We start from the raw sequence: 20589 nt of genomic DNA, 5'->3' as shown, positions 1-20589 counted from the left end.
TCCGGCGGGGTAGGTCCCGGTCGGATCCGGTGTCATGCCGGGGAGACCGGCTACCCGGGATACGGGAGTGCCGGGCGAGGCGGGAGGAGAGGCGCTTATGGAAGCGGCGGCGGGATCGGGACCGGCGGGGCCAAGGGGTCTCGAGGGCGCGCGCGAGCGGCGCGTTCCCGGAGCGGACGGCGTGGAGCTGTGCGTCGCCGAGCTGGGCGAGGCGGTGGGAGCGGACGGGAGCCGCCGCCCCACGGTGGTCCTGCTGCACGGCTACCCGGACTCCAAGGAGGTCTGGGCGCCGGTGGCCGAACGGCTGGCGGACCGCTTCCACGTGGTGCTGTACGACGTGCGCGGCTGCGGCCGGTCCGCCGCCCCGAAGCCGCTGCGCGGCGGCTTCACCCTGGAGCGGCTGACCGGTGACTTCCTGGCGGTCGCGGACGCGGTCAGCCCCCGCGACCCGGTGCACCTGGTCGGCCACGACTGGGGCTCGGTGCAGGGCTGGGAGTTCGCCACGGCCGAGCGCACCCGGGGCCGGATCGCCTCCTTCACCTCGATGTCCGGGCCGTCCCTGGACCACTTCGGGCACTGGTTCCGCAGGCGGCTGACCCGGCCCACCCCGCGGCGCCTGGCCCAGGCGCTGGGGCAGGGCGCCCGCTCCTGGTACGTGTACGCGATGCATGTGCCCGTCCTGCCCGAGCTGGCCTGGCGGGGGCCGCTGGGCAGGGCCTGGCCGGGCATGCTGCGGCGCTCCGAGGGCATCTCGGGCGACGGTCACCCCGCGCCCTCGCTGCCGCGCGACGCCGCGCACGGCCTGTGGCTGTACCGCGACAACGTGCGGGCCCGGATGCGCCGGCCGCGCGAGGACGCCTACGCCCATGTGCCCGTGCAACTCGTCACCCCGACCGGTGACCCGTTCCTCTCCCCCTCCCTGCGGGACGAGGCGGAGCGGTGGACGCCCCGCCTGACGTGCCGCACCCTGCCGGCCGGCCACTGGGCGCCGCGTACCCGGCCCGACCGGCTGGCCGCCTGGATCGGCTCGTTCGTCGAGGACTGCGAGGCGTACGGGGCGCGCGGCGGCGCTGGTGGCGGCGGAGGCAGCGGTGAGCTGGGCGCACCGGCGACGGTACGGCGCGGCGGCCTGCGCGGGCGCCGGGGGCGCGCACGGCAGGAGGAGTACGCGGAGCACTTCGGCGGCCTGCTGGTGCTGGTCACCGGCGCGGCCCGGGGCATCGGCCGCGAGACGGCGCTGGCCTTCGCCCGGGCCGGCGCCCGGGTCGTCGCCGTGGACATGCGGGGCGAGGAGGCGGCGCGTACGGCCGAGCTGGCCCGGCGGGCCGGCGCGCAGGGCGCGTGGGCCGAGACCGTCGACGTCGCCGACGGGGCGGCGATGGAGGCGCTGGCCCGGAAGGTGGCCGCCGAGCACGGCGTGGTGGACGTGCTGGTCAACAACGCCGGGATCGCGGCGGCCGGGCCGTTCCTGGAGCACACCGCGGACGACTGGGAGGCGGTCCTGGGCTCCAACCTGTGGGGCGTCATCCACGGCTGCCGCCTCTTCGGGCGGCAGATGTCCGAGCGGGGGCAGGGGGGCCACATCGTCAACGTCGTCTCCTGCGCCGCCTACGAGCCCTCCCGGGCCCTGCCCGCGTACTGCACCTCCAAGGCGGGGGCGCTGATGCTCAGCCAGGTGCTGCGCGCGGACCTGGCCGGCGAGGACATCGGGGTCTCGGCGGTCTGCCCCGGCATCGTCAGCACCTCGATCATCGAGGACACGCGCTTCCGCGGCACCGACGAGCGGGACGCCGAACGCCGCCGCAAGAGGGCCCTCCAGGTCTACCGGATCCGCAGGTTCGCCCCGGAGAGGGTCGCCGACGCGGTGCTGCGCTCGGTCGTCCGGAACAAGGCGGTGGTCCCGGTGAACCTGGAGGCGTGGGGCGGTGTGGTGCTGGCCCGGCTGGCGCCGAGCGCCCTGCGGGCCTTCGCGCGGATCAACGTGCGGGCGTGAGGAGGCGGTGGCGGCCCCGGCGAACGTGAAAACGAGGTGCGCCGCGGTGAGTCCCGGGGCACCCTGGCCGGATATGGACGACCGGCGCCGCAAGCGGATCTCGAAGTACGTCGCACGGCATCTGCGGCACGCTCCCGAGCGGATCGGGCTCACCCTGGACGCCCACGGCTGGGTGGGTGTCGGGGAACTGCTGGACGCCGCGGCGCGCAACGGCTTCCGGCTCACCCGCGAGGAGTTGGAAGAGGTCGTCGTCACCAACGACAAGCGGCGCTTCACACTCGATCCCGAGCGGGACCGCATCCGGGCCGCCCAGGGGCACACCGTCGGCGTGGATCTGGGCCTGCACCCCGCCGAACCGCCTCCGTACCTCTTCCACGGGACGGTCGGGCGGTACGTGGCGGATATCCGGCGGGACGGCCTGCGGGCGATGGCGCGTCACGACGTCCACCTCTCGCCCGACCGCGAGACGGCCGCCGCCGTGGGCGCGCGGCGCGGGAAGCCGGTGGTGCTGGTGGTGGACGCCGGGGCGATGCACCGGGACGGGTACACGTTCCGGGTCAGCGACAACGGGGTGTGGCTGGTGCCGCGGGTACCACCGGAGTACCTGCGCCTGCCCGGCTGACGCGGGGCCGCCCGGCCGGGGACCGGCGGCGTGCCGCACGTAGGCTCGTGGCATGCGTCTGAGCACCGTGATCCTTCCCGTCGACCGCTGGCACGAGGGGGGCCGCGCGAAGTGGCGGCGCGCCGAGGAGCTCGGCTTCCACGCCGCGTACACCTACGACCACCTGTCCTGGCGCGTCCCGTTCCGCGACGGGCCGTGGTTCGGTGCCGTGCCCACGCTGACGGCCGCCGCGGGCGTCACGGAGCGGATGCGCCTGGGCACCCTCGTCACCTCCCCCAACTTCCGGCACCCGGTGACGCTCGCCAAGGAGCTGATCTCGCTCGACGACATCTCGGGCGGCCGGATCACCCTGGGGATCGGCGCGGGCGGCAGCGGCTTCGACGCGACCGCGCTCGGGCAGGAGCCGTGGACGCCGCGCGAGCGCGCCGACCGCTTCGGCGAGTTCGTGCCGCTGCTGGACCGGCTGCTGACCGAGGGCTCGGTCTCGCAGCGAGGCACCTTCTACTCGGCGAGGGAGGTGCGGAACCTCCCCGGCTGCGTCCAGCGGCCCCGGCTGCCGTTCGCGGTGGCGGCCACCGGGCCGCGCGGGATGAGGCTGGCCGCCCGGTACGGGCAGGCATGGGTGACCACCGGCGACCCGAAGCTGTACGAGACCGGGACGCCCGAGCAGTCGGTGGCCGCGCTGCGCGGGCAGGTCGAGCGGCTCGGCGAGGCGTGCGCGGAGCTCGGCCGGGACGCGGCCGAGCTCGGCAAGGTCCTGCTGCACGGCTTCACCCCGGACCGGAACGGGCCGCTGGAGTCGGTGGAGGCCTTCGTCGACTTCGCGGGCCGCCACCGCGAACTGGGCTTCACCGAGATCGCGGTCCACTGGCCGATCCCCGGCACGGGCTTCGCCGCCGACCAGGCCGTCTTCGAGCGCATCGCCACGGAGGCGGCCGCCCGGCTCGGATGAGTGGGGCCGGGTCCCCGGCGTGCCCCATGCGGTGGGCCCTCCTCCGTGCCGGCGGCGGGGCCGGTCCCGTGGGCGGAGGCGGGGCGGCGAGCGGCGGGCGTTTCGCGCCATGACCGGTGCGGCCCGTGGACGAGTCGTGGCGTTCTCCCGGCGCGGACGGCCGGATGTCCATGAGTTCGGCCGTCCGTGTCCGTCCGGTTTCGGATGCGTTCGCCCCGTGGCTCATTCGGGCACCTTGGCGCACGCCTGTGCGGGCATATGCGGGACCATGGGGAGCGTGACCCATGTTCCCGCGCCCCCGATGACACGCCCGCGCCTCATCGCCACCGATCTGGACGGCACACTGCTGCGCGACGACAAGTCCGTCTCCGACCGCACGGTCGCGGCGCTCGCCGCCGCCGAGGAGGCCGGGATCGAGGTCTTCTTCGTCACCGGGCGGCCGGCCCGCTGGATGGGCGTGGTCAGCGACCACGTGCACGGGCACGGTCTGGCGATCTGCGCCAACGGCGCGGCCGTCGTCGACCTGCACCGGGGACGGCGGATCGTGCAGGTCAGGGAGCTGCCGCGCGAGACCGCGCTGACCGTGGTCGAGGAACTGCGGACGGCCGCCCCCGACGTGAGCTTCGCGGTCGAGCGGACCGGAGGCATCCACTACGAGCCGCAGTACCCGCAGTTCCACCTCGACCCCGGCGCGCTGATCGCACCGGCCGAGAAGCTGCTGGCGGACGAGGCCGAGTACGCCGACGAGCCGGTGCTCAAGCTGCTGGCCCACCACACCGAACTGGTTCCGGACGAGTTCCTGGGCATGGCGCGCGAGGCGGCGGGCCACCACGCGGAGTTCACCCGCTCCAGCCCGAGCGCACTGCTGGAGGTCAGCGGCCCCGGCGTCAGCAAGGCCAGCACCCTGGCCCGGTGCTGCGCGCAGCGCGGGGTGGCGGCCGAGGAGGTCGTCGCCTTCGGCGACATGCCCAACGACCTGGAGATGCTGTCCTGGGCCGGCACCTCGTACGCCATGGCCAACGCCCATCCGGCGGTGCTGGCCGCGACCACGCACCGCACGGCCGCCAACGAGGAGGACGGCGTGGCCGCCGTCATCGAGCGGCTGCTGGAGCTGCCGCCGGCCGGCTGACGGCCGCGGGCGCGCACGGGGTGCGGGAACGTTCCGGCGGCGAACGTTCCGGCGGCGGGGTACTCCGGTGCGCACGTCGGCGGCGCTTGCCCTGGAGTGCTCTCCAGACGCCAGCATGGGCCTCCGAGCGCGGCGGTGACGCCGCACGGACGAGAGGACCGCCGGTGAGCACACCGTATTTCGCCCTGGGCGCCATGGACTTCGGCACCCGGCTGGACCCGGGTACCTCGACGGCTCTGCTCGACCGCTTCGTCGAGCGGGGCGGGCGGTGGATCGACACCGCCAACTGCTACAGCTTCTGGATGGACCCCTCCGGCGTCGGCGGGCAGAGCGAGACCGTGATCGGCCGGTGGCTGGCCGCCCGGCCCGGCGTACGCGACCGGGTGCTGATCAGCACCAAGGTGCGCCAGCAGCCGACCGTGCCGGGGAAGTGGCCGGAGTCCGCCGAGGGACTGTCGGCGCCCGCCGTGCGCTCGGCGGTGCGGGAGAGCCTGAGACGGCTGGGCACGGAGCGGATCGACCTGTACTGGGCGCACGCGGAGGACCTCGACGTGCCCCTGGAGGAGACCGTCGGCGCCTTCGGCGAGGTGGTCTCGGAAGGGCTCGCCCGCCGGCTCGGCGCCTCCAACCACACCGCCTGGCGCGTGGAACGCGGCCGCGCGATCGCCCGTGCGGCGGGGGTGGCGGGCTGGACCGCCCTGCAGCTGCGGCACTCCTACGTCCAGCCGCGGCCGGGGGTCGTCCTCCCCGAGAGCGGGCACCGGCTCGCGACCGCCGAGTCGCTCGACTACGCGCGCAGCGAGCCGGACGTGGACCTGTGGGCCTACTCCTCGCTGCTGTGGGGCTCCTACACCCGCCCCGACCGCCCGCTGCCCGAGCACTACGACCACCCGGGCACGACACGGCGCCTGGCCGTGCTCGGTGAGGTGGCCGCCGAGACCGGGGCCACCGCGAACCAGGTGGTACTGGCATGGCTGACCGGCGGGGACCCTGCCGTCGTGCCGATCGTCGGAGTGAGCCGGACCGAGCAGCTCGACGAGGCGTTCGACGCGATGGAGCTGCGGCTGGACGAGGGGCAGCGGCGGCGGCTGGACGAGGCGGCCTGAGGGCGGCCCCGGGCTGACGGGGCACGCGGGCCGGTGCCCCGTCAGCCCGGGGCCGCGACCGGCTCCCCGGTGGCCCGCTCCCGCTCCAGCATCCGCCGGAAGGGGCCGTCCGCCGCGGCCAGTTCCCCGTACGGGCCGCGCTGGACGGCGCGGCCGCCGTCGAGGACGACCACCTCGTCCACCGCCTCCAGCCCGGCCAGCCGGTGGGTGATCAGCACGGTGGTGCGGCCCTCGGTGGCGGCCAGCAGATCGGCGGTCAGGGCGTCCGCGGTGGCCAGGTCCAGGTGCTCGGCGGGCTCGTCCAGCACGAGGACGGGGAAGTCGGCGAGCAGCGCGCGGGCCAGGGCCAGGCGCCGGCGCTGGCCGCCGGAGAGCCGCGCGCCGAACTCGCCGACGAGGGTGTCCAGGCCGTCGGGCAGCTCGCCGACCCAGTCGTCGAGGCGGGCGGCGGCCAGGGCGGCGTGGAGGTCGTCGTCGGTGGCCGGCGGCCTGGCCAGGCGGAGGTTCTCGCGCAGGGAGCTGTCGAAGATGTGCGCGTCCTGGGCGCACAGGCCGACGAGGCGGCGTACGGCGTCGGGGTCGAGGGCGAGGGCGTCGGCGGCGCCCGCGCCGAGGGTGTAGCCGCCGGACTCGGGGTCGAGGAAGCGCAGCAGGACGTGGGCCAGGGTGGTCTTGCCCGAGCCGGAGGGGCCGACGACCGCGACGCGCCGGCCGGGGGTCAGGGTCAGGTCCACCTCCCGCAGGGCCGGGCGGTCCTGGCCCGGGTGGCGGGCGGTGAGGCCGGTGAGGACCAGGGGGAACGGGTCGGCGGGCGCCGGGGCGGGGTCCTCCGGCTCGCGTACGGGGGCGGGCGCGTCGATCACCTCGTGGACGCGTTCGGCGGAGCGGCGGGTGCGCTGCCGGTGCTGGGCGGCGAGCGGCATCCCGGAGACCGCCTCGAAGGCGGCGAGCGGGGTGAGCACGACCACCGCCATGAGAAGGCCGTCCAGCCGGCCCCCGTGGACGGCCGCGGCGCCCGACCAGGCGGCCGCGGTGACGGTGAGCCCGGCGGCGAGCGCGGACAGCCCGCCGCCGAGCGCGGTGACGGCGGAGCTGCGGGCGGCCAGGCGGGTCAGGGCGGCGTCGGCGTCGCGTACGGCCCGGGTACGGCGGGGCAGCGCTCCGGCGACGGTCAGCTCGGCGGTGCCGGTGAGCAGGTCGACGGTACGGGCGGTCAGCTCGCCGCGGGCGGGCGCGAGGCGGCGCTCGGTGCGGCGGGATACGGCGGCGGCGAGCGCGGGGACGGCGACGCCGGCGGTCAGGAGGCCGACGGCGAGGGCCGCCCCCGCCTCGGGCAGGAGCCACGCGGTGAAGACGGTGGCCGAGAGGGAGACGGTGGCCGCGACCGCGGCGGGGAGCAGCCAGCGCAGGAAGTAGTCCTGGAGGGTGTCGACGTCGGCGACGAGCCGGGCGAGCAGGTCGCCGCGCCGGGTGTGGCGCAGTCCGGCGGGGGCGAGGCGCTCCAGCCGGCGGTAGACGGTGACGCGCAGGTCGGCCAGGACGCGGAAGACGGCGTCGTGGGAGACGAGTCGCTCGGCGTAGCGGAAGACGGCGCGGCCGATGCCGAAGGCGCGGGTCGCGGTGACGGCGACCATCAGGTACAGCACGGGCGGCTGCTGGGAGGCGCGGGAGATCAGCCAGCCGGAGGAGGCCATGAGGCCGACGGCGCTGAGGAGCGCGAGGGAGCCGAGGAGCAGGGCGAGTGCGAAGCGGCCGCGCAGGGGGCGTGCGATGCGGCGTACGCGGGTGAGGGGGTGGGGGGCGGGTGCGCCGGTGGGGGCGGGGCGTGCGGGGGCCGCGGCCGGTCCGGGTGCAGGGTGGTCCGCCCGGCGTGCGGAAGGCTCCGTCCCCTCCGGCGCGCTGCCGGGGACGGGTGGGGTGACCTCCGTTGCGCCGGTGGGGGTGAGGCGGACGACGCGGTCGGCGAGGGGGAGCAGTGCGGGGCGGTGGACGATCAGGATGACCGTGCGGTCGCGGGCGAGGCGGGCGATCGCGTCGACGACCTGGGCTTCGGTGGCGCCGTCGAGGGCGGCGGTGGGTTCGTCGAGGAGGACGACCGGGCGGTCGGCGAGGAATGCGCGGGCGAGGGCGACGCGCTGGCGCTGGCCGGCGGAGAGGCCGGCGCCCGCCTCGCCGAGGGCGGTGTGCGGGGAGAGGTCGGGGGCTCCGGCGTCGGTCAGGGCCCGCAGGACTTCGGCGTCGGTGGCGCCGGGGCGGGTCAGGCGGACGTTGTCGGCGATCGTCCCGGCGAAGAGGTGGGGGTGCTGGGGGACCCAGGCGATCTGGGAGTGCCAGGTGGCCGGGTCGAGGGCGGACAGGTCCCGGCCGCCGACGGTGATACGGCCGGCGGTGGGGGTGGTGAGGCCGAGGAGGGCGCTCAGCAGTGTCGTCTTGCCGGCGCCGGAGGGGCCGGTGACGGCGACGGTCTCGCCGGGGGCCACGGTGAGGGTGGTGGGGGGCAGCGAGTCGGTGGTGCGGCCCTCGTGGCGGACGGTGAGGCCGTCGAGGGCGATGGTCGCGGTGCGCGCGTCGGGGGCGGGGGTGGTGCCGGTGGGGGCGGGGGTGCTTTCGAGGGTGGAGAAGACCTCCTCCGCCGCGGACAGGCCCTCGGCCGCGGCGTGGTAGTGGACGCCGACCTGGCGCAGGGGGAGGTACGCCTCGGGGGCGAGGATCAGCACGACCAGGCCGGTGTAGAGGTCGAGTTCGCCGTGGACCAGGCGCATGCCGATGCCGACCGCGACGAGGGCGACGGAGATCGTCGAGAGCAGTTCGAGGACGAAGGAGGAGAGGAACGCGATCCGCAGGGTGCGCAGGGTCGCGCGGCGGTAGTCGGCGGTGATGGCGCGGATGTTCTCCGCCTGGGCCTTGGCGCGGCCGAAGACCTTGAGGGTGGGCAGGCCCGCGACGACGTCGAGGAAGTGGCCGGACAGGCGGGACAGCAGGCGCCACTGGCGGTCCGTGCGGGCCTGGGTCGCCCAGCCGATCAGGACCATGAAGACCGGGATCAGGGGGAGGGTGACGGCGATGGTCGCCGCCGAGATCCAGTCGTCGGTGAAGATGCGCGCGATCAGGGCGGCGGGGACGACGACGGCCAGCGCGAGCTGGGGGAGGTAGCGGGCGAAGTAGTCGTCGAGGGCGTCGATGCCGCGGGTGGCGAGGTTGGCCAGTTCGCCGGTGGGCTTGTCCAGGCGGGCGGGGCCGAGGGCGGTGGCGTGGGCGAGCAGGCGCAGGCGCAGTTCGGACTTGACCGCGGCGGAGGAGCGGTGGGCGGCCAGCTCGGTGAGCCAGGAGACCAGGGCGCGGCCCAGGGAGACGGCGGCGAGGAGGGCGAGGGGGGTGGTGAGTTCGGAGGGGGGTGTGTGGTGCTGGAAGGCCCGTACGACGATCTCGGCGATGAGCATGGCCTGGGCGATGACCAGGCCCGCTCCGGCCAGGCCCAGCACCACGGCGGCCGCGAGGAAGACGCGGGTGGTGCGGGCGTACCGGAGCAGGCGGGGGTCGACGGGCTTCATGTGCGGGTGGTTTCCGGTTCCGGGTTCGGGGTGTCGGGGGCCGTGTCGGCCGGGTCCGCGATGTGCTGGGTGCCGATGCGCTTGCGGAAGACCCAGTATGTCCAGCCCTGGTAGAGCAGCACGAGCGGAGTGGCCAGGGCGGCCAGCCAGGTCATGATCGTCAGGGTGTAGGGAGAGGACGCGGAGTTGGTGACCGTCAGGCTCCAGGCGGGGTCGAGCGTGGAGGGCATGACGTTCGGGTAGAGCGCGAGGAAGAGCATGGCGACGGCCGCCACGACGGTGACGCCGGAGAGGGTGAAGGACCAGCCCTCGCGTCCGGCGGCGATCGCGCGGACGGCCGCGAGCAGGGCGAGGGCGGCGACCGCCAGGGCGGCCAGGGTGGCGGTGTCACCGCGGTCGAGCTGGGTCCAGCCGAGGAAGGCGACCGCGAGGGCGGCGGTGAGCAGGCCCACGCGCACGGCGAGGGCACGGGCCCGGACGCGGATGTCGCCGACGGTCTTCAGGGCGGTGAAGACGGCGCCGTGGAAGGTGAACAGGGCGAGGGTCGTCGCGCCGCCGAGCAGGGCGTAGGGGTTCAGCAGGTCCAGGAGGCCGCCGGTGTACTCCTTCTCCGCGTCGATGGCGACGCCGCGGACGATGTTGGCGAAGGCCACGCCCCACAGGAAGGCGGGGAGCAGGGAGGTCCAGAAGATGGCCCGCTCCCAGTTGGTCTGCCACTTCTCCTCCGGCCGCTTGGCGCGGTACTCGAAGGCCACACCCCGCACGATCAGGCAGACGAGGATGAGGAGGAGGGGCAGGTAGAAGCCGGAGAAGAGGGTGGCGTACCAGTCGGGGAAGGCGGCGAAGGTGGCGCCGCCGGCCGTCAGCAGCCAGACCTCGTTGCCGTCCCAGACCGGTCCGATGGTGTTGATCAGTACGCGGCGCTCGCGGCGGTCACGGGCCAGTGTCCGGGTGAGGACGCCGACTCCGAAGTCGAAGCCCTCCAGGAAGAAGTAGCCGATCCACAGGACGGCGATCAGGACGAACCAGACGTCGTGGAGTTCCATCGGGGAAACCTCGGTTGGACCTAGTAGGAGAAGGCCATGGGGCGGTCGGCGTCGTCCTTGTCGTGGCCGCCGATCCGGGTGGGCGGATTGAGGTCGGTCTCGGTGAGCTCGGGCGGCCCGGCCTTGACGTACTTGGCCAGCAGCTTCACCTCGATCACGGCGAGGACTGCGTACAGGAGGGTGAAGACGGTCATCGAGATCAGCACCTCGAGCTGGGAGACGCCGGGGGAGACGGCGGAGGAGGTGCGCAGCAGGCCGTAGACGACCCAGGGCTGGCGGCCCATCTCGGTGAAGATCCAGCCCCAGGCGTTGGCGATGAGCGGGAAGCCGAGGGTGAGGAAGGCGAGCTGCCAGTAGCGGCGGCTGAGGGCGGGGCCGAGCAGGCGGGTGGGGGTGAGGGCGAGGTTGGGGACCTCGTTCTCGGTGGTGCGGTGGTGTTCGGCCAGGAGGAGGCGGCGGCGGGTGAGCCACAGGCCGAGGGCGCCGAGGGCCGTGGAGGCCATGCCGAAGCCGATCATCCAGCGGAAGCCCCAGTAGGCGACGGGGATGTTGGGCCTGTAGTCGCCGGGGCCGTACTTCTCCTGGAGGGCCTCGTTGGTGTCGTTGATGCCGGGCACGGGGCTGGAGAAGTCGCTGTGGGCGAGGAAGGAGAGCAGGCCGGGGATCTCGACGGCGACCTTGTTGTGGCCCTCGTCGACGTCGCCGTAGGCGAAGACGGAGAACGGCGCGGGCCCCTCGGTCTCCCACAGGGCCTCGGCGGCGGCCATCTTCATCGGCTGCTGCTCGTACATGATCTTGCCGAGGTGGTCGCCGCTGACGGCGGTGAGCGCTCCGGCGGCGACCATGGTGACCAGGCCCAGGCGCAGCGAGGTGCGCATCACCGGGATGTGGCGGCGGCGCAGCAGGTGGTACGCGGCGATGCCGGCCATGAAGGCGCCGCCGGTGAGGAAGGCGGCGGTCATGGTGTGGAAGAACTGCGCCACGGCGGTGTTCTGGGTGAGCACGGCGAGGAAGTCGGTGAGTTCGGCGCGGCCGGACTCGGGGTCGACGCGGTAGCCGACCGGGTGCTGCATCCAGGAGTTGGCGGCCAGGATGAAGTACGCGGACAGGACCGTGCCGATGGAGACCATCCAGATGGTGGCCAGGTGGATCCTCTTCGGCAGCTTGTCCCAGCCGAAGATCCACAGGCCGATGAAGGTGGACTCGAAGAAGAACGCGATCAGCGCCTCGAAGGCGAGGGGAGCCCCGAAGACGTCGCCGACGAAGCGGGAGTAGTCGGACCAGTTCATGCCGAACTGGAACTCCTGCACGATGCCGGTGACGACACCCATCGCGATGTTGATCAGGAACAGCTTGCCCCAGAACTTCGTCGCCCTGAGGTAGACCTTGCGGCCGGTGCGCACCCAGGCGGTCTGGAGGCCGGCGGTGAGGGCGGCGAGCGAGATGGTCAGGGGGACGAAGAGGAAGTGGTAGACGGTGGTGATGCCGAACTGCCACCGCGCCAGGGTCTCCGGGGCCAGAGCTAGGTCCACGGCATTCTCCCAAAGTGGACATGGTGTGACGTAGCACACGCGCTCGTGAATGCGTTCACATTCACAAGAAGTATGACGCACTTATGTTCATTCCCTCCCACCGGGGGGTGGGAGGGAATGAACGTCCCGTTCGGGGGGCCTTTGGTCCCGGGCCGGGAGGGCTGGAGGTCCTTACCGCACGTCCTTGCGGAAGTCCTGCGCGGCCTTGAGGAAGAGGTCGTTGGCCTCCGTCTCGCCGATCGTGACGCGGACCCCCTCGCCCGCGAACGGCCGCACCATCACGCCCGCCGCCTCGCAGGCCGCGGCGAAGTCGCCCGTGCGCTCCCCCAGCCGCAGCCAGACGAAGTTCGCCTGCGTCTCGGGAACCGTCCAGCCCTGCTCGGTCAGCTCGCGCACCACCCGGGTCCGCTCGGCGACCAGGGCGTCCACGCGCTCCAGCAGCGCGGCCTCGCTGCGCAGCGAGGCGACCGCCGCGTCCTGCGCGATCTGGCTCACGCCGAACGGCACCGCCGTCTTGCGCAGCGCCGCCGCCACCGGCTCGTGGGCGACGGCGAAGCCGACCCGCAGCCCGGCCAGGCCGTACGCCTTGGAGAAGGTGCGCAGCACGCAGACGTTCGGGCGGTCGCGGTACAGCTCGATGCCGTCCGGGATCTCCTCGTCGCGGACGAACTCGCGGTACGCCTCGTCCAACACGACCAGCACGTCGCCGGGGACGCGGTCCAGGAAGCGCTCCAGCTCGGCGCGGCGGACGGCGGTGCCGGTGGGGTTGTTGGGGTTGCAGACGAAGACCAGGCGCGTGCGCTCGGTGACGGCGTCGGCCATCGCGTCCAGGTCGTGCCTCTCGTCGCCGTCCAGCGGCACCCGGACGGAGGCCGCGCCGGAGATCTGGGTGATGATCGGGTACGCCTCGAAGGAGCGCCAGGCGTAGACCACCTCGTCGCCGGGGCCGGCGGTGGCCTGGAGGAGCTGCTGGGCGACGCCGACGGAGCCGGTGCCGGTCGCGATGTGGCTCATCGGCACCCCGAAGCGGTGCGACAGCTCCGACGTCAGGAGGCCGCAGGCCATGTCCGGGTAGCGGTGGAAGGAGCCGGCGGCGGCGGTGGCGGCCTCCAGGACCCCGGGCAGCGGCGGGTAGGGGTTCTCGTTGGAGGACAGCTTGTACGCGGCGGGGCCGTCGGCGGCCGCCGGACGACCGGGCCTGTAGGTGGGGATCCCCTCCAGCACCGCGCGCAGTTTCGGGGCCATCTCCGTCATGCCAGGTCCTCCTCGACCCTTCGGGGCCAGTCGTGGGCGGCCGTGCCGCCGCCCGTACCACCAATGCTGCACACCTTAGAAGGATTCCCCGGAACGGCGTAGGGCCCGGCGAGAAGGGCGCATTCGCAGAAGCGTGCGCCGGTGGCGCGCTCCCTGGCGCGCATCACCCGTGGAGGTGAGTTGAGACAGCTTTGAGACATCCCCCCTTCTGCTGGAGCAAGCGGTGAAGTATCCGCAGAAATGATGGGGCGGTGGCTCAACTACCGCCTCTTCCATGGTCGTTACCATTGATCTGGCTTGCAGAATCGTCTCTTCTCCTGTTGTCCTGTACACCCCCGCAAACGGCGCGGCGCGGCCCTAGTATCAGCACGCCATGACAGCAGCAGGGAAGCACCAGGTGGGCCGGGCCCACGGCCGTCGGCTGGGGCGGGCGGGCATCCGGGACGTGGCCGCGGCGGCCGGCGTCTCGATCACGACCGTCTCCGACGCGCTCAACGGCAAGGGCCGCCTGCCCGACGCCACCCGACGCCACGTCCGCGAGGTCGCCGACCGGCTCGGCTACCGCCCCTCCGCGGCGGCCCGCACACTCCGCACCGGCAAGTCGGGGCTGATCGGACTGACGGTCACGACCTACGGCGAGGAGCCCTTCACCTTCACCGAGTTCGCCTACTTCGCCGAGATGGCCCGCGCCGCCTCCTCCGCCGCCCTGGCCCGCGGCTACGCCCTGGTGATCCTTCCCGGCAGCACCCGGCAGAGCCCCTACGACGTCTGGTCCAACGTCGCCCTCGACGGCACCGTCGTCATCGACCCCTCCGACCGCGACCCCGTCGTCACCGAACTGGTCCGCCAGGGCATCCCCGTGGTCTCCGACGGCCGCCCCTGCGGCGACCTGCCCGTCACCGCCTGGGTCGACAACGACCACGAGGCCGCGGTCACCGGCCTGCTCGACCATCTCGCCGCCGCCGGCGCCCGCCGCATCGGCCTGCTCACCGGCACCAGCACCGACACCTACACCCGGCTGTCCACCAAGGCCTACCTGCGCTGGTGCGAGCGCGCCGGGCAGGACCCGGTGTACGAGGCCTACCCGGCCCACGACCCCTGCGCGGGCGCCGTCGCCGCCGACAGACTGCTGGCCCGGCCCGACCGCCCCGACGCCGTGTACGGGCTCTTCGACCCCAACGGCACCGACCTGCTCGCCGCCGCCCGCCGGTACGGGCTGCGCGTCCCCGACGACCTGCTGCTGGTGTGCTGCAGCGAGTCCGCCGTCTACGCCGGCACCGAGCCGCCCATCACCACCCTGTCGCTGAAACCCGGGCGCATCGGCAGCACCGTCGTCCAGCTGCTGATCGACGCCATCGAGGGCACCGGCGGCGGCCGCCCCGTCCAGCGGATCATGCCCACCGACCTGATCGTCCGCACGTCCTCGCAGCGCCGCCGGGCGCGGACGACGGTGAGCGCCCCCCGCTCCCCCGAGGACCGCGGCCGGTCCTAGGGCCCGTTCATTCCGGGGCGAACCGGCCGCTCTCCGGCTCCCGTCCGACCCCGGTCCGAATTGCCGTCCCCCGGGTGCGTCACAAGGCGCGACCTGCGTTCCTATGATGGGCCCACGACACCGGGACCGGCTCTCGACACGGGGCGACCCGCGGGAGGCGGAGAGAGGTCCGGCAGGTGCAGGCGCGCGCGATGGTGGAGGGGCCGATGACTCTGGGGGCCGGTCGGGGATCCGACATGTGGCACGGCGCGGGCGTGACGGGTTCGGGCGTGGTCGGTCCGGGCCCGGTGAATTCGGGTGCGATGGGTCCGGGTGCGATGGGTCCCGGGGCCCCGGATGCCGCCGAACCGCGTCCGGAGGGGTACACCCCCACCCAGCGCGACCTGCCCGTCATCGGCGCGGCCTCCGCGGTCCCCACCCCCACACTGGTCGACACGCCCTCCCCCGCCGCCGGCGGCGGCGAGCAGGGCCCGCTGTACGTCGTCGGCGACGTGCACGGCTATCTGGACGAGCTGCGCACGGCCCTGCTGAACCAGGGGCTCATCGACACCGAGGACCACTGGATCGCGGGCAACGCCCGGCTGTGGTTCCTGGGCGACTTCACCGACCGCGGCCCGGACGGCATCGGCGTCATCGACCTGGTGATGCAGCTCTCCGCCGAGGCCGCCGCCGCCGGCGGCTACTGCAAGGCGCTGATGGGCAACCACGAACTGCTGCTGATCGGCGCCAAGCGCTTCGGCGACACCCCCGTCGGCTCCGGCGCGGGCACCGCCTCCTTCCAGGCGGCCTGGCTGCTCAACGGCGGGCAGCGCTCCGACATGGAGCGGCTCCAGGAGCACCACGTCCAGTGGATGTCCCGGCTGGACGCCATGGCCCTGGCCGACGACCACCTGCTGGTGCACTCCGACACTACCGCCTACCTGGAGTACGGCGGCACCATCACCGACGTCAACGACGCCGTCACCGAATCCCTCACCCACCACGACGCCGACGAGACCTGGGACCTGTTCCGCAAGTTCACCAAGCGCTTCGCCTTCCGCGACGAGGCCGGCGCCACGGCGGCACGCGAACTGCTGGCCACCTACGGCGGGCGGCGCATCGTCCACGGCCACAGCCCGATCCCCTACCTGCTGGGTGAGGTCGGCTCCGAGGACGGCGAGGACGGGGCGCCCCAGGTGCACGGACCGCACGTCTACGCCGACTCGCTCGCGGTCGCCATGGACGGCGGAGTGACCATGGCCGGAAAGCTGCTGGTGTCCCGGCTCCCCCTCCCCGCCTGAGCGTTGCCTCCCCCGGTGTCCGCTTGATCCGCCCCCCTCATGCCGCCCGGAGGGTGAACACCGCCCGGTAGAGGCGCGTATTTTCCGGAAACACCCTGTCACCACCGGAAGGAACCGCTCTACCATCGGGTCCCTGTCTCAAGCGAGCTCTCCTCCGTTTCCGGCCCCGCGGCCTTACGGAGCACCGGGGGATGCACATGAACACCGCTCCGCACCTGCGTCTTGAGGACCGCCCCGAGTTCGAACGGGTCCTCGACGAGGCACTGCGCGCCGTACGCGACCGCCCCGAACCGGCCGCCGGAAGACGGCTGACCACCGAGCAGCTGCGCACCATGGCGATCGGCGCCGCCGCTGCGATCGCCGCCTGCGCGGCGGCGGAGTACGAGCACTTCGTGTCGCTCCGCGACGAGCTGCGCCGCCCCGGCCACGCGCCCTCCTCGCAGGGGACCGCGGGCGTGCCCGGAGGATCCGGTTCCGATTCCGGTTCGAGCGGCGCCGGACTGTTCGCCACGCTCTCCGTCCTGGCGCCCGTACTGGCCGGGACCGCGGCACTGATCTTCCTCCTGGTCGGCCATCTGCTGCGGGTGATGGACCCCGAGCCGTCCATCGCCGCGCCGATGCGCACCGCGGGCTGGGCCTTCGCCGCCCTGACCGCCGCCTCGCTGCTGGCCGCGTGCGTCGGACTGCTGGTCACCGCGGTGCGCCACGGCGCCGGCGCGATCCGGGCGGGCGGGCCAAGCGGGCAGAGCGCACTCGCCGACGAGGTGGCACGGGCGCGCACGGCCTGGCGCACGGCGCTGCTGGAGCGCGGAGTGCGGCCCTTCCTCAGCGAGGCGCTGGCCGGGTCCGCCGCAGAGGCCGCGGGCGCTCTGGAGACCTCCGGGATCCCGGGGACGGGGAAGGCCCCGCGGGAAAGCCGCCACCCCAGACTGGGCTACAGCCACCCGGGCTTCTCCAGCCCGGCCTCGAAAGTGCCCCGCGACACGGACGCCGGGCCCCGCTTCACCAGCCCGGACTTCACCAGCCCCGACTTCGGCGGCCCCGAGCACCCCCTCGACCGGGCCCCGGACCGGGCCGCCGACTGAACCACGGACCGAGCGGCCGACAGAGCGACCGACCGAGCCGTCGACCGGGCCGCCTCCGGGCCCCGGCACCCGGAAGGCGACCGGGCCCGTAAAGCGGTGGGACCGGCGGGTTCCCGCTGGCATCCTGGGGAGGGTGACGGACCGACCACAGACTCCCGGCGGCTCTCCGCCGCCCCGCGAACTGCTCCTCCGCGTCTCCCCCGGACTGCGGATCTTCCTGCCCTCGCGCCACCGCGGCGCCGAACTCCTCCCAGTGCCCCACGACGGCACCTCCTCTCTCGTCCACGTCGTGCAGTCCGCGGGCATCCCGCTGACGGAGGTGGGCGCGCTCGTCCTGGAGGACACCGCCGGAAACAGCGGGGAAGAGCGGCGGGTGGAGCCCTCGTACCGCCCCGAGGCGGGCCGGACGGTCCGGATCGAGCCCGTCGTACGCCCGCAGCGGGTCCCGGACGGGCCGCCGCGCTTCCTGCTGGACGTCCACCTGGGCACGCTGGCCCGGCGGCTGCGGCTGGTGGCCGGCGCCGACACCGCCTACCACAACGACATGGACGACCCCGCCCTGGTCGAGCAGGCCAACGCCGAGCGGCGCGTCCTGCTCACCCAGGACCGCGGGCTGCTGATGCGGCGGCAGCTGTGGATGGGCGCCTACGTGCGCGGCTCGCGCCCGGACGACCAGCTCGCCGACGTCCTGGACCGTTTCGACCTGCCGCTGGCCCCGTGGACGCGGTGCACGGCGTGCAACGGGCTCCTCGCCGACGCGCCCAAGACCGAGGTCGAGCACCTGCTCCGCCCCGGCACCCGCCGCACCTACGACACCTTCGCCCGCTGCCGCGACTGCGGGCGCGTCTACTGGCGCGGGGCCCACGGGGACCGGCTGGAGGCGCTGGTGGCGGAGGCCGCCGGGACGGCGGGCGAGCGGGAGGCCGGCACGCCGTAGGCACTCAGTCGATCAGCCCCAGGCGCGCGGCGCGCACCCCCGCCGCGAACCGGCTCCCCACCCCCAGCTTCTCGGTGATCCGGGTCATCATCCGCCGCAGCGTCCGCTCGGAGCAGCCGAGCCGCCGGGCGATGCTCTCGTCCTTGGTGCCGGTCGCGAGCAGGGCGAGGATCTCCCGCTCCTGCTCGGTGTACTCGTCGGCCGGGTGGGAGCCGTCGGTGTGCCGGGCCCGGCCCGCGCCGTCGGGGTAGGGGCGCGCCACGTCCCACTCGTGCTCGAAGACCTGCGCGAAGCACAGCGCGATCCGCGAACTGCGCAGCAGCACGTCGCCGTCGCCGCCCAGGGGGTCGTCACCGGCGGGCATCAGCGTGACCGTGCGGTCCACCACATGGAGGTAGAGGGGCAGGGCGGCGGCGACGCGGACCCGGGCACCGGCCTCCCGCAGGGCGTCGAGGTAGGCGGCGGCCCCCGGCCCGCGCGTCGCGCCGACGGTGGCCAGCATCCTGATCTCGGTTCCCCGGGCCAGGATGCGGCGGTCGTGGACGAGGCTGGCCTCCAGCACCTCGGGGCCGGGGAAGGCGGTCCGCATGCACAGCACCTCGCGGCGCCCCACCGGCTCGAACTCGTCCAGCCGCCTGCGGAGCCGGTCGCGGTCCTCGATGAACTCCACCTCGACGCTCTCGTGTCCCGGCCCCCGGAACTCCGGGAGCAGGTCGAGGATGTCGTCGACGGCACGGAGGTTGCGGCCCAGGGTCTCGGCGGCCGACCGCAGCCAGGCGCGCTGCTCGCCGAACAGCTCCCGCAGGGCCCTCTCCGGTGAGCTGACCCCCTGGCACTCGGGGTCGAGGAGCCTGCGCTCGGCGAGCCAGCGCCTGACCTCCTCGGGCAGCTCGTCCGGCTGCGGGGCTCGTGCCGCGCGGTTGCTCCTGAGCGTTCCGACCAGTTGCGTGTAGACCTGCCTGGCCTCGGTCCCGGTCTCGACCGCGTCGTCGCTGTCAGCGGACATGCCAAAAAAGTAGCCCGTGCCCCGGCCCTTCTCCACAGTGCGTCCGGCACGGGAGCCGTGCCCGGAGCTGGCCGGGTCCGGCCACGCCGGTTCCGACCCGGTCCCCGCACCGGATCACCGGGCTTAACGTGACGCCGCGGCACCGGGAACCGGCGGCCGCCGCCGCGTCACGCGGTGTCCCCCCTCAACGTGTCGGCGCACACCCAACGCGCCGGCCGACCACCGGAAGGTGTGCACCCCCATGAGACGAACGCACCTGGGCGCGCTGCTGCTCGCCATCCCCACCGCGCTGATACCCGCCGTCGCCTCCGCGGCCCCCGCCGCCGACTCCGCGCGTGCCGAGGCACCGCTGGTCAAGGTCGCGCAGGCCCCGGACGCGCTGGTCGTCGAGGGGAACTACATCGTCACCCTGAAGCCCGGAGCCAAGGCTTCGAAGCTCGCCGGCGACAGGGACATCAAGACCCGGCACGTCTACTCCGAGGCGCTGAACGGATTCGCCGCGAAGCTGACGGACGGCCAGCTCAAGGCGCTCCAGCGCCACCCCTCCGTCGCGGCGATCGAGGAGGACCAGAAGGTCACCGCCAGCGCCACCCAGTACAGCCCGCCCTGGGGTCTGGACCGGATCGACCAGCGCAACCGCCCGCTGAACGGCGCCTACACGTACAACCGCAACGGCGCCGGGGTGACGGCGTACATCATCGACACCGGCATCGACACCTCGCACCCCGACTTCGGCGGCCGGGCGCGCAACGTCTTCGACGCCTTCGGCGGCAACGGCCAGGACTGCCAGGGCCACGGCACCCATGTCGCCGGTACTGTCGGCGGCGCGACGTACGGCGTCGCCAAGGGCGTGGCGCTGCGCGGCGTCCGGGTGCTCAACTGCCAGGGCAGCGGCTCGTACTCGGGCATCATCGCCGGTTTCGACTGGGTCCGGCAGAACGCCGTCAAGCCCGCCGTGGCCAACGCCTCCCTGGGCGGCGGCTACTCGTCCGCGGTGAACACGGCCGCCACCAACCTGGCCAACTCCGGCGTCCACCTGTCCGTCGCCGCCGGCAACGAGAACCAGAACGCCTGCAACGTCTCCCCGGCCAGTGCCACCGGCGTCCTCACCGTGGCCGCCTCGGACAGCTCCGACCGCAAGGCGTCCTTCAGCAACTGGGGCTCCTGCACCGAACTGTACGCCCCCGGCGTCTCCGTCACCTCCACCCGCATGGGCGGCGGCAGCACCGCGCTGAACGGCACGTCGATGGCGTCCCCGCACGCCGCCGGGGTGGCCGCGCTGTACAAGTCCGCGTACGGCGACGCCTCCTCCTCGGCCGTCAACAACTGGCTGATCAGCAACGCCACCGCCAACGTGATCAGCGGCAACGTCACCGGCACGCCCAACCGCCTGCTGTTCAAGAACACTCTCTGACACACCCTCCGGCCGGTGCGGCCGCGGGCCGCCCCCGGTGCCGGGCGGCCCGCGGCGGCAGCACGCCGGAGGCGGGGAGGGCCCGGGCATCCGTCCGGGCCCTCCCCGCACGATCGCGCCGACTCCACTCCTTCACAAGGCGATTGGCCTGAATCGATCGGTTCGGAACGATTGCCGGGACTGCCCGGGG

At 73.9% G+C, this 20589-nt stretch carries 15 protein-coding genes; 10 read left to right on the top strand and 5 right to left on the bottom strand.

Features of this window, described 5'->3' with window-relative positions; translation table 11 throughout:
* Positions 1-97: 97 nt before the first annotated feature.
* The 5 genes from BMY40_RS08620 to BMY40_RS08600 all read left to right on the top strand — a co-directional run bounded on the left by BMY40_RS08620 (position 98) and on the right by BMY40_RS08600 (position 5802).
* Positions 98-1993, top strand: a complete 1896-nt coding sequence (locus BMY40_RS08620) for an SDR family oxidoreductase (RefSeq protein WP_093657232.1) — start codon at positions 98-100, stop codon at positions 1991-1993.
* A gap of 73 nt (positions 1994-2066) precedes the next feature.
* Positions 2067-2615, top strand: coding sequence for an RNA 2'-phosphotransferase (locus tag BMY40_RS08615; RefSeq protein WP_093657230.1), 549 nt, complete (start codon positions 2067-2069; stop codon positions 2613-2615).
* 52 nt (positions 2616-2667) lie between these two features.
* Positions 2668-3567 (top strand): LLM class flavin-dependent oxidoreductase, encoded by a 900-nt coding sequence (locus tag BMY40_RS08610; RefSeq protein WP_093657228.1) that lies wholly within the window; start codon positions 2668-2670, stop codon positions 3565-3567.
* Positions 3568-3835: 268 nt separating this feature from the next.
* Complete coding sequence (locus tag BMY40_RS08605) at positions 3836-4696, top strand: Cof-type HAD-IIB family hydrolase (RefSeq protein WP_093657226.1); 861 nt, start codon at positions 3836-3838, stop codon at positions 4694-4696.
* A gap of 194 nt (positions 4697-4890) precedes the next feature.
* Entirely contained in the window at positions 4891-5802 is a 912-nt protein-coding gene (locus BMY40_RS08600) for an aldo/keto reductase (RefSeq protein WP_093657794.1), read from the top strand.
* Positions 5803-5843: 41 nt separating this feature from the next.
* On the opposite strand, the gene cydD is transcribed toward BMY40_RS08600, so the two are convergent.
* From cydD to hisC, 4 genes are all read right to left on the bottom strand, one after another.
* Complete coding sequence (cydD, locus tag BMY40_RS08595) at positions 5844-9353, bottom strand: thiol reductant ABC exporter subunit CydD (protein WP_093657224.1); 3510 nt, start codon at positions 9351-9353, stop codon at positions 5844-5846.
* Positions 9350-10399 carry a cytochrome d ubiquinol oxidase subunit II gene (gene cydB / locus BMY40_RS08590; RefSeq protein ID WP_093657222.1) on the bottom strand — a complete coding sequence of 350 codons (1050 nt, stop codon included), beginning with the start codon at positions 10397-10399 and terminating at the stop codon, positions 9350-9352. Before cydB ends, cydD begins: the two co-directional genes overlap by 4 nt.
* A gap of 20 nt (positions 10400-10419) precedes the next feature.
* On the bottom strand, positions 10420-11931 hold the full coding sequence (locus BMY40_RS08585) for a cytochrome ubiquinol oxidase subunit I (RefSeq protein ID WP_093657220.1): 1512 nt from the start codon (positions 11929-11931) through the stop codon (positions 10420-10422).
* Positions 11932-12102: 171 nt separating this feature from the next.
* Positions 12103-13185: a histidinol-phosphate transaminase gene (gene hisC / locus BMY40_RS08580; protein ID WP_093657218.1), complete on the bottom strand. Its 1083-nt coding sequence runs from the start codon at positions 13183-13185 to the stop codon at positions 12103-12105.
* A gap of 373 nt (positions 13186-13558) precedes the next feature.
* Between hisC and BMY40_RS08575 the strand changes: the two genes are divergently transcribed.
* The 4 genes from BMY40_RS08575 to BMY40_RS08560 all read left to right on the top strand — a co-directional run bounded on the left by BMY40_RS08575 (position 13559) and on the right by BMY40_RS08560 (position 17979).
* Complete coding sequence (locus BMY40_RS08575) at positions 13559-14677, top strand: LacI family DNA-binding transcriptional regulator (protein WP_093657216.1); 1119 nt, start codon at positions 13559-13561, stop codon at positions 14675-14677.
* A gap of 191 nt (positions 14678-14868) precedes the next feature.
* A complete protein-coding gene (locus BMY40_RS08570; RefSeq protein ID WP_093657792.1) occupies positions 14869-15957 on the top strand; it encodes a metallophosphoesterase in 1089 nt (362 codons plus the stop codon).
* 197 nt (positions 15958-16154) lie between these two features.
* Entirely contained in the window at positions 16155-17042 is an 888-nt protein-coding gene (locus tag BMY40_RS08565) for a hypothetical protein (protein ID WP_342745065.1), read from the top strand.
* A gap of 133 nt (positions 17043-17175) precedes the next feature.
* Positions 17176-17979 (top strand): Mut7-C ubiquitin/RNAse domain-containing protein, encoded by an 804-nt coding sequence (locus BMY40_RS08560; RefSeq protein ID WP_245769953.1) that lies wholly within the window; start codon positions 17176-17178, stop codon positions 17977-17979.
* Positions 17980-17983: 4 nt separating this feature from the next.
* On the opposite strand, the gene BMY40_RS08555 is transcribed toward BMY40_RS08560, so the two are convergent.
* Entirely contained in the window at positions 17984-18985 is a 1002-nt protein-coding gene (locus BMY40_RS08555) for a helix-turn-helix transcriptional regulator (RefSeq protein WP_093657212.1), read from the bottom strand.
* 241 nt (positions 18986-19226) lie between these two features.
* Here BMY40_RS08555 and BMY40_RS08550 point away from each other — a divergent pair, with 241 nt between their 5' ends.
* Positions 19227-20399, top strand: a complete 1173-nt coding sequence (locus tag BMY40_RS08550) for a S8 family peptidase (RefSeq protein WP_093657210.1) — start codon at positions 19227-19229, stop codon at positions 20397-20399.
* Positions 20400-20589: the final 190 nt, after the last annotated feature.

Origin of the sequence: Streptomyces radiopugnans, assembly GCF_900110735.1 — a bacterium.
Taxonomy (GTDB): Bacteria; Actinomycetota; Actinomycetes; order Streptomycetales; family Streptomycetaceae; genus Streptomyces; species Streptomyces radiopugnans.
The sequence above is the reverse complement of the archived record's forward strand: the minus strand, read 5'-3'. Positions and strand labels throughout refer to the sequence as shown.